The sequence below is a fragment of the Agromyces binzhouensis genome, from assembly GCF_004135055.1.
Classification (GTDB): domain Bacteria; phylum Actinomycetota; class Actinomycetes; order Actinomycetales; family Microbacteriaceae; genus Agromyces; species Agromyces binzhouensis.
Map to the genome: position 1 here is coordinate 1 of NZ_SDPL01000058.1, position 11,310 is coordinate 11,310.

Sequence of the window (11,310 nt, forward strand, 5' to 3'; positions counted from 1 at the left end):
GATCGCGGCACGGGCATCCGCCGTCTCGATCGCCGCGCCGATCGTCGCGGCCTCGTCGTCGAGCGACGCCTGGAACGATCGGGCCCGTCCGGCGTGCACGAGCCGCTTCGCCTGGCCGAACGCGTGCGTCGCGCCGGCGAGCCATCCGTCCGCGACCTCGCGGGCCCGCGCCTCGAGCGCCTCGGGTGCGACGACCTCGGTGACGAGGCCCCAGTCGAGTGCCTCGGTCGCGGAGAGCGTGCGCGAGGTGAGCGTGAGCTCGAGCGCGCGGCGCACCCCGACCGCCTCGGGAAGCAGCGTGCTCACGCCGCAGTCCGGGGTGAGCCCGATGTCGCTGTAGCGGCTCGCGAAGGTCGCGCGTTCCGACGCGATCACCACGTCGGCCACGAGCATGAACCCGAGGCCGCCGCCGGCGACGGGCCCCTGCACGGCGGCGACGATCGGCTTCGTGCTCTCGCGCAGCGCCCGGTGCCCGTCGTGGATCCGGTCGGCGAGCCCCCGGACGACCTCGGCCGGGCTCCCCCCGCCGACCCCGGACTCCGCGAGCCGCGACATCGCGAGCACGTCGCCGCCTGCGCAGAACGCGCGACCCGCCGCATCGAACAGCACCGCGCCGATGTCGTCGCGCGCGGCGATCTCGTGCGCCAGCTCCTGCCACCTCGCGATGGCCACCGGGTCGACCGCGTTGAGCCGGGCCGGTCGGTTCAGCGTCACGTGCGCGAGGCCGTCGCGCACGTCGAACAGGATCACGTCGTCGGGCATGATCGGATGCTACTCGCCGGCCGCAGCGGCATCCGCCCGGCACCGCGGCATCCGCTCGCGTCTACTGCGTCGCCATCGCGATGCGGTGCCGCTCCTCCGGGTCGATGAAGTGATCGTGGTCGTCGTCGCCGAGGTCGATCTGGACCCAGTTGATGGCGCCCCGGAACCGACTCGTGGCGGCGGTGTAGTCCGGCGACACGGTCGTTCCGCTCTCGTAGCCGATGTCGGTCGTCTCGTCGGCCGAGAAGACCAGCGGCTGGGTCGCCGCCACCCGACCCGTACCGACGGCGTTCCCGTCGTAGTACAGCGTGACGTCGCCGCCCTTCGCGAGCCCGCCGCCGTCGTAGGCGAACTCCATGCGCACCTGGTGGGTGCCGGAGGGCAGGACCTCGGTCGCCTCGGTCGGGAACTCGTGGATGCCGAGCACGTTGTACGTGAACTTCGCGCGGCCGTCCTTCACGTACAGGCTCCATCCCCCGAACCGGCCGCCCTGGGCGATGATCACGCCGGCCGCGCCTGCCTCGGGCACGACGACCTCGGCCGTGACCGAGAACGACCGGTTCTTGATGCTCACGACGCTGTTCTCCGAGAGCCGGCCCATGCCGCCGAAGAGGAGCTGGGTGGTGCCGTGGATGAGCGTCGGACGACCCGCGAGGTCGGGGCTGATCCGCTCGCCCGTCCGGTCGTCCATCGGGAGCACGTTGTACTTGACCGCCTCGATCAGCCAGAGCCGCTGGAGCGCGTGCAACCGGTCGGGCTGCTCGGCGGAGAGGTCGTGCGCCTGGCTGTAGTCGACGCTGCCGTCGTAGAGCTCCCAGACGTCGTCGTCGAAGGCGGGCACCGTCCCGCCCACGAGGGCCCAGGGGGTGCGGTGCTTCGTGACGGCGCTCCACCCCTTGTAGTAGATGCCGCGGTTGCCGAACATCTCGAAGTACTGCAGGTCGTGGCGCTCGGGCGCGTCGGACCGGTCGAACGTGTAGACCATGCTCGTGCCCTCGATGGGCGACTGCTGCACGCCGTTCACCACGGTCGGCTCGGGGATGCCCGCGGCCTCCAGGATCGTCGGCGCGACGTCGATGCAGTGGGTGAACTGCGATCGGAGCCCTCCCTGCTCGGCGATGCCGTTCGGCCAGTGCACGATCGTGCCGTTGCGGGTGCCGCCCCAGTGCGAGGCGACCTGCTTCGTCCACTGGAACGGGGTGTCCATCGCCCACGCCCAGCCGACGGCGTAGTGGTTGTACGAGCTGGGCGAACCGAACTCGTCCATCTTCGACTGCATGAACTCGGGCGTCTCGAGCGCCGCCATCCCGTTGAAGTTGGCCATCTCGTTGAAGGCGCCGTTCACGGTGCCCTCGGCGGATGCCCCGTTGTCGCCGATGATGTAGTAGACCAGCGTGTCGTCGAGGATGCCGAGGTCGGCCACCGCATCGATCACGCGGCCGACATGGTGGTCGGTGTGCTCGAGGAAGCCCGCATAGACCTCCATCTCGCGTTCGAGCACCGGCTTGAGGTCGTCGGGCATGTCGTCCCACGCCGGGATCTCGGCGTGACGTGGCGTGAGCTCGGCGTCCGCCGGGATGACGCCCATGTCCTTCTGGCGCTCGAAGGTGCGCTCGCGCTGGACGTCCCACCCGTCGGCGAATCGCCCGGCGTACCGGTCCGCCCACTCCTTGGGCACGTGGTGCGGTGCGTGCGTGGCGCCCGGGGCGAAGTAGACGAAGAACGGCTTCTCGGGCATGAGCGACTTCTGGGTCCGGATCCAGTTGATCGCGTGATCGGCGAGGTCCTCGGTGAGGTGGTACCCCTCCTCCGGCGTCGCGGGCGGCTCGACCGGCGTCGTGCCGTCGTAGAGCGCCGGATCCCATTGGTTGTTCTCGCCCCCGATGAAGCCGTAGAACTTCTCGAACCCGCCACCCGCCGACGGCCACGCGTCGAACGGGCCCATGGGCGAGGACTGCCAGACCGGCACCTCGTGGCACTTGCCGAACTGGGCCGTCGAGTAGCCGTTGAGCTTGAGCGTCATCGCCAGCGGCGCCTTGGTGTTCGGCCGCAGCGAGCTGTTGCCCGGCGCCGAGGTCGCGGTCTCGGTGATGCTGCCCATGCCGACCGAGTGGTGGTTGCGGCCGGTGAGCATCGCCTGTCGCGTCGGCGCGCAGAGCGCGGTCGTGTGGAAGCGGTTGTACCGCAGGCCGCCGGCCGCCAGCTTCTCCGCGTTCGGCGTCGCGCACGGCCCCCCGAACGCGCTCGACGCACCGAAGCCGATGTCGTCGAGGAGGATGACCAGGACGTTGGGTGCCCCCTCCGGCGGGAGCAGCGGCTCGATCGGCGGATACGCGGTGTCCGGGTCCTTGGCGTCGTAGGTCGTCAGCCCCGGTCGCGGCAGGTCCGGGATCGGCAGCATGGTTCGTGCGTGGCGGTCAGGTCGCATGGTTCCCCCCAGGAAGCGTCCGTGCTCGGCCCGCGCGCGAGCGTCGGGCGAGCACACGGTAGCGAACCCGACCGGCCGCCGAATCACCCGGTTCGGGTGATGCCCCGATCGCCCGCTGCGACGAACCTGAGGGCGGTGGGATTCGCACCGACGGCGACGCACGGACGCAGGGGGCTGACGACATGACCGAGCAGGATCTGGACGGACTGGGACCGGTCGACTTCCTGGTCATCGAATTCCCGGCCGGGCACTCGACGTTCACCGGCGAGATCGCCGAGGAGCTCCTGAACCTCGTGGAGGCGGGGACGATCCGGTTGATCGACGCCATCGTCCTCACCAAGGACGGGGACGGCGTCGTGGACGCGATGGAACTGTCCGATGCGGGCGAGCTGGGTGCGCTGGTCGAGCTCGAGGCGCAGCTGGCCGAGCTGCTGGCGGCCGAGGATGTCGCGAACCTCGCGAACGCCATGGATCCGGGCAGTGTCGCGGGCGTGCTCGTCTACGAGAACGTGTGGGCCGCCCCGTTCGCGTCCGCCGCGCGGCGCGCGGGCGGTCGGCTGATCGCCGACGGCAGGATCCCCATCCAGGACATCATCGCCTCGCTGGAGGCCGATGAGGAGCTCGAGGAGACAGGAGCCTGACATGCCGCTGAGGCCAGCACGAGTGGGACGGGTCGGCGTGGTCCGCGCGCCCGTCGCGAAGGCTGCGGTGGTCGGCACCGCGATGCGACCCGGCCCCGCCCCCGTGGCGAAGGCAGCGGTGGTCGGAGCCGCGGTGACGCCGGGACGCCGACGCCGCCGGATCTAGCCCGCGAGACGTGAGCCGGGGCGGTCGCCCCGGCCCCTCACCACCGGCATCGGGAGGGCGCCATGGGTACCGAGCGATTCGACATCCTCGTCAGGGGCGATCTCCCCCCGATCATCGTGGAGGAGTTCGTCGGCTTCGACGTGGTCCGGACCGGGTCGGGCTCGACGCACCTGCTCGGAACGGTCCCCGATCAGGGCCGGCTCGTGGGGCTGCTCGAGCTGCTGCACGGATTCGACGTCGAGATCGAGTCGGTCACGCACGTACCGGGTCGGGACGACTGACGGAATCCAGCAGCCCGAGCTCGCGAGCCCTGGCGATGGCCGCGCTCCGGCCCGAGACGCCGAGCTTGCGGTAGATGTGCGCGGTGTGGGTCTTCAGCGTGTTCACGGAGACGAAGCAGCGCCTCGCCAGCTCCGCGTTGGTCGAGTGGTCGGGGAGGAGGGCGAGGATCTCCAGCTCGCGACTCGTGAGCGGATCCGCCAACCCGGCGTTGGGGTCGGAGGCGGGAGGTGCGTCGGATGCGGCGGTGCCGACGCGGCCGTCGCTCCGGAGGGTCGCGACCCTCGCGGCGACGCCGCCCCGATCGATCGCTCGCTCGCCGACCAGGTCGAGCACGACCGGTCCGCACTCGAGGAACACGGCGACGAGGTCTTCGGGTTCGGCGCGGTCGAGCGCTGCATCGACGTGTCCGATGGCCTGCTCGTGCGACCCGTCGAGTTCGGCGAGCCAGCCGAGCAGCAGCGAGCGACGGATGCCGTCCAACGGCGAGTCGTGCGCCGATGACGGCGTCTCGCCGATGAGCCGACGGGCGGCGGCGCGGTCGCGGAGCTCGAGTGCGGCGGCCACCGTCTCGAAGGCGGCCGCCGGGCCGAGCGGTCCCGTGCCCACGAGGCGTCGGAGGGCCAGCTCGGCTCGGCCCGTGCGCCGCAGGACGCTCAGGCGCAGTCCATGCAGGCGGTCGAGGATCGCCGGGCCGGGGGCCGACAGGTCGCCTCCGCGTGAGAGGTCGACCTGGTCGAGGGCGTGGTCGTAGCGACCCTCGGTCGCCGCGACGAGGCCGCCGACGTACCGCCCCACCCAGACCAGCTGCGACCGGTGGTTCGCCTCCGCACGCAGCAGTCCGTCGCGGAGGTGTGCCGCGGCGGCACCGGGCATCCCGCGTTCGGCCGCGGTCAACGCACGGGCCAGGTAGGCGTCGGCGATGACGGGATGCGCGAGCAGCTCGGCCGTCGCCGCCGTGTCGAGCGCCTCGCTCGCGAGCAGCTCGGCCGCACCCGCACGGCCCTGCCAGATGCGCAGGAGCGCGGAGGACCCGAGGGCGCCGACCCGGAAGGGCGGATACGCGATGCCGTCGCTCTCGAGGGCGAGCGCGAACGACGACCCGGCGGCATCCTCGTCGCCCGCGATGAACTCCGCGCGTCCTCGTGAGCCGATCGCGAGGGTCGTCATCAGGTCGGGACTCGTGAGTCGCATGACGTCGGGGTGCGGAGCGCCGGGGTGCGCGGCGATGAGTGCGAGCGCACGATCCGCCGCTCGGATGCCCTCCTCGGGCCGCGGGTTCCACTGTGCGAGGGCGGAGCGCCACGCCTCGGCGGCGATCCGGTGCCCGACGGTGGCCCTCGGGTCGGTCGCGACGCGGCCGAGCAGGCCGCCGGCCCGTCCGGACTCGCCCAGCATCCCGACGAGGATGCCGAGCTCGAGCACGACGTCGAGTCGTCCGGCCCACTCGGGCTCCGGCACCGTGGTGATCCACCGGACGACGGTCCGCATCGCGCCGGTCTCGAAGACCTCGCTCCCGCGCGTCATGATCGCGTCGAGCGCGCGCCCCCAGTCCCGTGCGCGCAGGAGGTACTCCACCGCGGGCGAGACCTCGTCGCGCCCGAGGTGGAACTCGGCCGCGCGGACGAGCAGCGTCCGCTGGGCCTCGGGATCCTCGGAGCGCGATCGGTACCTGAGGAACTCGCGGAAGAGGTGATGGAAGCGGAACCGCGCCCGATGCGGGTCGAGCGCGACGAGGAACAGCGACTCGTCCTCGAACCGCTCGAGGAGCTGCTGCCCATCCGTCCGCTCCAGCACGTGGTCGAGCAGGTCCGCGGTCATGGTGTCGAGCGATGCCATCCGCAGCAGGAGATGTCGATCGCGGTCGGGTACGGCCACGAGCACCTCCTCCGTGAGGTAGTCGGCGATGAGCCGGTCGCTGCCCGCGATGCCCGCGACCAGCGAATCGGATGCCTCGACGCCCCCGGTGAACCTGAAGGCGAGGCCCGCCAGTTGCAGCCCTGCGGCCCACCCCTCGGCGCGGTCGATGACCGGATCGAGGGTCGGACCCGGAAGCTCCCTGCGGGCCACTCGCTGCACTAGTTCGGCCGCCTCGCTCCGATCGAGCGCGAGGTCGGCCTGCCGGAGCTCCAGCATCCGATTCCGCAGCCGGAGGCTGCTCCAGGCGATCGGAGGGTCGACACGGGTGGACAGCACGACGTGCACGTTCGACGGGAGGAGCGCGATCAGCCGTCCGAGATCTGCGAAGAGCCGCGGGTCGGCGAGGTGATGGAGGTCGTCGAGGACGATGACGGTCTCGGGGAACGACCCGAGCTCGGCGGCGAGGCCGTCGAGCAGGGGCTCGCCGATCCCCCCGGCGCCGAGGGCGGTGAGGGGCTCGAGTCCGGCCGCGCCGGGTCTGACCGCGGCCACGGCGGCGAGCAGCCGACGGCTGAACCGCACCGGATCGTCGTCGTCCGCATCGACGTCGATGCGGAGCGTGACGATCTCGTCGTGCCGAGCCCGCCACTGGTCCAGCAGGACGGACTTCCCCGCGCCGGCCGGAGCGACGAGCAGTGTGAGCGGCGCCGCGAGGGCGCCGTCGAGTCGAGCCCTGAGCGCCGGCCGGTCGACCAGGACCTCGGATGGCGGTGGCTCGAGCACCTCGCCCCCAAACCGGTGCAGGTCGATGTCCGGGTCAGTCTGTCACCCCCGGGTCGCGCTCCGATATGGCCAAGGTCCCGTGCGCGCCCGGATCGCGGCCGTCGGATCATCCGATCGGGGTGATGCGGCGCTCGTGCCCGCGTCGATACGTTCCGGACCGATGGGCGTGGCCCGCGCCCCCATGACCGAAAGGATCGCCGCAATGAGCATCTGGGACTTCTTCGTCTGGCTCTTCTGGATCTACGTCCTGTTCGCCTGCATCTGGATCTTCATCAGCGTCTTCGTCGACATCTTCCGCGACCGCACGCTCAACGGCTGGGGCAAGGCCCTGTGGGTGCTGTTCCTGGTGTTCCTGCCGTTCCTGGCCGCGTTCATCTACCTGATCGCGCGGGGTCGCGGCATGGCCGAACGCAACGCGGCCAGGTCGCAGGCCGCGCAGGCCGAGGCGAACGAGTACATCCGGTCGGTCGCGAACTCCGGCGGGGGCTCGGCCGCGGCGGAGATCGAGTCGGCGAAGCGGTTGCTCGACGCGGGGACGATCACCCCGGCGGAGTTCGACGCGCTGAAGGCGAAGGCGCTGGCGTCCGCCTCCTGACCGAGGTTCAGGACGAGGCCGCCGCGGCCAGGTCGCGCGCGGCGGTCTCGTGGGACTCCTGGAGTCGCGCAGCCCGGTCGACCAGCACCTCGAGCACGGTCCGCACGGCGAGCCGCTCCGCGACGTCCGGCCGCACGAGCGCGAAGATCTGGCGCACCGATGCCACGCCCCGCAGGGGCTTCAGCACGATGTTCTCGGGGAGCACGCCCGAGGTGTAGCGGGGCACGAACGCGAGGCCGAGGCCCGCGCCGATGAACGCCTCGACGATGCGCATGTCGCTGAACCGCTGGCTCACCTCGACGCGCCGGCCCCCGGCCTGCTCGATCGCGTGCAGGATGCGCTCGAACGGGAAGCCGGCCGGGACGCCGAGCCAGGTCTCGTCGACGAGGTCTGCCGGGGTCACGTGCGAGCGCGACGCGAGTCGATGATCGGCGGGCAGCCCGATGTCGAGGGGCTCGGTGAGCAGGGGGAGGGCGCGGAGGCCGCGCCCGCCCCACGGGAGTTCGCCGGGCATGGTGTGGGCGAGCACGATGTCGTACTCGTTCGTGAGGTCGGGGAACTCGGCGAGTTCGGGATCGAGGTCGGTGGCGCGCACGACGAGGCCCGCGACCGAGCGGAGGTCGGCGAGCACCTGCGGCAGCAGCGCCGCACCGATCGTGGGGAACGTCAGCAGCGTGACCTCGCCGCTCGGGTGGTTGCGGAACTGGTCCCACAGCGACGAGGCGCGCTCCAGCGCGATGGCGACCTCGGTCGCGCTGCGGGCGAGCGCGTGCCCGGCGCTCGTCAGCACGATCCCGCGGCCGCTCCGCTCGGTGAGCGGCATCCCCGCCTCGCGCTCGAGCACCTTGAGCTGCTGCGAGACGGCGGACGGGGTCCGCCCGGTCGCTTCTGCGACGGCGGTCACGCTGCCGCGTTCGGCGAGTTCGCGGAGCAGGTCGAGTCGGCGCACATCCATGTAGAAATGCTACATGGTTCATGTAGTTCTATGGAATTGTGCTGAACGGTTTTCGAGGGCACAATAGGTGATGTCGGACACGTGCAAGGGCGCACCGAGTCGCCCGACATTCCAACGAACTCCTCGAAAGGAACCGCCGTGTTCTCCGTCTTCGCCATGCTCGCCGCCGCTTCGATCGCCGGCATCGTCAGCTCCATCGTCGTCACCGCGCGCGACGGATACCGCCGCCAGCCGCGCGAGACGTTCGCGCGCACCGTCTAGGTCGCGCGTCGCGGAGCCGAAGGTCTCCGAGCAGGGCCGCCGTGCGGGGGAGGGACACCCCGCAGGGCGGCCCTTCGCATCTCCGCCACGCCCCAGGTCGGGCCTCGCCGCCCGTCGCGTCGGCGACTCGACATCCGATCGCGCCGGGGATAGCGTGACCGCACCGCCGGGGCGCCGGGCGCACGCCCGTGCACCGCGCTCCGACGCGAACCGAGGAGCGAACGGATGCCGACGACCCCGACGACCCCGCCGCCGCCCGAGCCGAGCGAGACCGAACGCCCGCCCGCCGATCGGGCCCTGATCCGGACGTTCCTCCTCGGCCTCGCGGAGGGCCTCACCGCGTCGGCCGAGTCCACCGACCGCATCCGCGCCGAGATCATCGACATCGCGCGCGCGTACGGGGTCGATGAGGTCGACGTCGTCGTCCTCCCGACGATCGCGTTCGTCCAGACCGGGCAGGGCGAGACCGGGCGGATCTCGTTGACCTCGGTCCGGGCGTCGTTCCGGTTCGACCAGATCGCCGCCATGGCGGCCCTCGCCCGATCCGCGCGATCCGCCGGGATCAGTCCGGCGGACGGCATCCGTCGCCTCAACGAGATCGGCGCCATGCCGCCGACCCGGCACTGGTTCATGCGCACACTGGGGCACGCGCTGCTCACCGCCGGTCTCGTGCTGCTCCTCGCCCCGAGCTGGCAGGCGGCGGTCCTGGGCTTCGGGCTCGGCGCCCTCATCGGCGTCGCGAAGCTGACGCGTTCGCAGACGTTGTCGCTCGTGCTCCCGGTCGCGGCGTCGTTCGCGTGCGCCGTGATCGTGTTCCTGCTCGCACCCGTGGTCCAGATCGGCGATCCGCTGCGCGTGCTGATCGCGCCGCTCGCGACCTTCCTACCGGGGGCGCTGCTCACGACGGGCGTCCGCGAGCTCGCGGCGGGGCAGATGGTCGCCGGGACCTCGCGACTCGGGGCGGGCGTCGTCCAGCTCGCCCTGCTCGCGTTCGGCATCCTCGCTGCGGGCACCGTCGTGGGGATCGGAGACGACGAGTACGTGCCCCGCGAGGTGCAGCAGACGCTGCCCTGGTGGATCGCCGGGATCGGCCTCGTGCTCTACGGGATCGGCGTCTACCTGCACTTCGCCGCCCCGGGGCGATCGTACGGCTGGGTGATCCTCGCGCTCGTCGTCGCCTACGGCGCGCAGCAGCTCGGCGCCGTCCTGCTCGGCGCGCCCGTCAGCGGGTTCTTCGGTGCGCTCGTGGTCACGCCGCTCGTGCTGTGGATCGAGGACCTGCCGCGGGGCGTGCCCTCGCAGATCGCCTTCCTGCCCGCGTTCTGGGTGCTCGTGCCCGGAGCCGCGGGGCTCATCGGCCTCACCGAGGGCGCCGTCGAGGAGTCGGCGGGCATCGACGACGTCGCCGCCGCCTTCGTCACGGTGATGTCGATCGCGCTCGGCGTCTTCATCGGCTCGGCGATCTACCGCTTCATCCGGCGCAGCGCGGCGGGGATCGCCGAGTTCCACGTCGACCTCCCGTCCGTGCTGGGCCCGGGGGAGGACTCGGTGCTGTCGCGGATCACGGACGCCGCGCCGAAGCCGCCCCGGCGCGACACCGACGCCGCGCCGAAGCCGCCCCGGCGCGACCCGGACGCCTGAGCGCGACGACGCGGTCGCGTCCACCGGGACATCCGCACGTTCCTCTCAGGCGGTGGAGACTTAGAGTATTCGAGTGACGTCCCGGAATCCCCAGTCCGCCGAGGCCCGCCGACAGCTCATCGAGCACATCTCGAACGAGGCGGTGTTCCACGGCGACTTCACGCTGACCAGCGGCAAGAAGGCCTCGTACTACGTCGACCTCCGCAAGGTGAGCCTCGACCACCGCGTCGCGCCGCTCATCGGCCAGGTGATGATCGACCTCATCGCCGACGTCCCCGACGTGGTCGCCGTCGGCGGCATGACGATGGGCGCCGACCCCATCGCGACCGCCGTGCTGCACCAGGGCGCCGCGCGCGGCCTCGCCTACGACGCGTTCGTCGTGCGCAAGGAGCCGAAGGACCACGGGCGCGGCAAGCAGGTCGAGGGGCCGGATGTCGCGGGCAAGCGCGTCATCGTGCTCGAGGACACGTCGACGACCGGCGGTTCGCCGCTCAAGGCCATCGAGGCGCTGCGCGCCGTGGGTGCCGAGATCGCGGCCGTCGCGGTCGTCGTCGATCGCGACACGGGTGCACGTGAGGTCATCGAAGCCGCGGGGGTCCCCTACCTCGCGGCCATCGGCTTGAAGGATCTGGGATTGTCATGACGGGACGCGACGGACGCTACGACGCGAACGGATTCGACGACGACACCGACTGGCTCATGAGCCAGCTCGGCAGCGGTCGTCGACCCGACCTCGAGGGCCGTCAGGCCGCGCAGCCTCCCGTCGCACCCGCTCCCGAGCCTCCGCTGGCGGAGCCGGCACCCCAGTCCCGCCCCCGCCGGCGCAGCGAGGAGTCGCTCGACTGGTTCTCCGTGGCCGAACCCGCACCGGCCGACGACGCGCCGACCCGGGCGCTGCCCGTCGTGGGCGAGCCGATCGAGCGCACCGCGCCCGGCCCC

10 protein-coding genes and 1 pseudogene are annotated in these 11,310 nt (G+C 71.8%); 7 read left to right on the plus strand and 4 right to left on the minus strand.

Annotated elements, in window-relative coordinates; all coding sequences use genetic code 11:
- Both ESO86_RS05120 and ESO86_RS05125 read right to left on the minus strand, forming a co-directional pair.
- Nucleotides 1-762, minus strand: a 762-nt coding sequence (locus ESO86_RS05120) for an enoyl-CoA hydratase/isomerase family protein (protein ID WP_165307344.1), incomplete at its 3' end; no start/stop codon positions are given.
- 61 nt (nt 763-823) lie between these two features.
- A complete protein-coding gene (locus tag ESO86_RS05125) occupies nt 824-3,190 on the minus strand; it encodes an arylsulfatase (RefSeq protein ID WP_129233797.1) in 2,367 nt (788 codons plus the stop codon).
- Nucleotides 3,191-3,372: 182 nt separating this feature from the next.
- Between ESO86_RS05125 and ESO86_RS05130 the strand changes: the two genes are divergently transcribed.
- Both ESO86_RS05130 and ESO86_RS05135 read left to right on the plus strand, forming a co-directional pair.
- On the plus strand, nt 3,373-3,831 hold the full coding sequence (locus tag ESO86_RS05130; RefSeq protein ID WP_129233798.1) for a DUF6325 family protein: 459 nt from the start codon (nt 3,373-3,375) through the stop codon (nt 3,829-3,831).
- Nucleotides 3,832-4,059: 228 nt separating this feature from the next.
- Nucleotides 4,060-4,278 (plus strand): hypothetical protein, encoded by a 219-nt coding sequence (locus ESO86_RS05135; protein WP_129233799.1) that lies wholly within the window; start codon nt 4,060-4,062, stop codon nt 4,276-4,278.
- Here ESO86_RS05135 and ESO86_RS05140 read toward each other — a convergent pair.
- Nucleotides 4,250-6,919 carry a winged helix-turn-helix domain-containing protein gene (locus tag ESO86_RS05140; RefSeq protein WP_129233800.1) on the minus strand — a complete coding sequence of 890 codons (2,670 nt, stop codon included), beginning with the start codon at nt 6,917-6,919 and terminating at the stop codon, nt 4,250-4,252. The two genes, ESO86_RS05135 and ESO86_RS05140, sit on opposite strands and share 29 nt — an antisense overlap.
- 202 nt (nt 6,920-7,121) lie before the next feature.
- On the opposite strand from ESO86_RS05140, the gene ESO86_RS05145 reads away from it, so the two are divergent.
- Nucleotides 7,122-7,514, plus strand: coding sequence for an SHOCT domain-containing protein (locus ESO86_RS05145; RefSeq protein WP_129233801.1), 393 nt, complete (start codon nt 7,122-7,124; stop codon nt 7,512-7,514).
- Between the two features lie 7 nt (nt 7,515-7,521).
- Here the strand turns inward: ESO86_RS05145 and ESO86_RS05150 are convergent, their stop codons facing one another.
- Nucleotides 7,522-8,469, minus strand: a complete 948-nt coding sequence (locus tag ESO86_RS05150) for a LysR family transcriptional regulator (protein WP_129233802.1) — start codon at nt 8,467-8,469, stop codon at nt 7,522-7,524.
- A 138-nt stretch (nt 8,470-8,607) separates the two neighbouring features.
- On the opposite strand from ESO86_RS05150, the gene ESO86_RS20055 reads away from it, so the two are divergent.
- The 4 genes and pseudogenes from ESO86_RS20055 to ESO86_RS05165 form a co-directional block, all read left to right on the plus strand.
- Nucleotides 8,608-8,730, plus strand: coding sequence for a hypothetical protein (locus ESO86_RS20055; RefSeq protein WP_277985213.1), 123 nt, complete (start codon nt 8,608-8,610; stop codon nt 8,728-8,730).
- Nucleotides 8,731-8,955: 225 nt separating this feature from the next.
- Complete coding sequence (locus ESO86_RS05155) at nt 8,956-10,371, plus strand: threonine/serine exporter family protein (RefSeq protein ID WP_129233803.1); 1,416 nt, start codon at nt 8,956-8,958, stop codon at nt 10,369-10,371.
- Nucleotides 10,372-10,444: 73 nt separating this feature from the next.
- The gene (gene pyrE / locus ESO86_RS05160; protein WP_129233804.1) at nt 10,445-11,014 is read left to right on the plus strand and encodes an orotate phosphoribosyltransferase; all 570 of its coding nucleotides are present in this window, start codon (nt 10,445-10,447) and stop codon (nt 11,012-11,014) included.
- A pseudogene (locus tag ESO86_RS05165) lies at nt 11,011-11,310 on the plus strand (hypothetical protein); the annotation flags it as partial. The gene pyrE and the pseudogene ESO86_RS05165, both read left to right, overlap by 4 nt.

What these genes read in the sequence shown, in the direction of transcription:
- ESO86_RS05155 (WP_129233803.1), top strand. Translation starts at nt 8,956, where the DNA reads ATGCCGACGACCCCGACGACCCCGCCGCCGCCCGAGCCGAGCGAGACC.
- ESO86_RS05150 (WP_129233802.1), bottom strand. Translation starts at nt 8,469, where the DNA reads ATGGATGTGCGCCGACTCGACCTGCTCCGCGAACTCGCCGAACGCGGC.
- ESO86_RS05125 (WP_129233797.1), bottom strand. Translation starts at nt 3,190, where the DNA reads ATGCGACCTGACCGCCACGCACGAACCATGCTGCCGATCCCGGACCTG.
- ESO86_RS05130 (WP_129233798.1), top strand. Translation starts at nt 3,373, where the DNA reads ATGACCGAGCAGGATCTGGACGGACTGGGACCGGTCGACTTCCTGGTC.
- ESO86_RS05135 (WP_129233799.1), top strand. Translation starts at nt 4,060, where the DNA reads ATGGGTACCGAGCGATTCGACATCCTCGTCAGGGGCGATCTCCCCCCG.
- ESO86_RS05145 (WP_129233801.1), top strand. Translation starts at nt 7,122, where the DNA reads ATGAGCATCTGGGACTTCTTCGTCTGGCTCTTCTGGATCTACGTCCTG.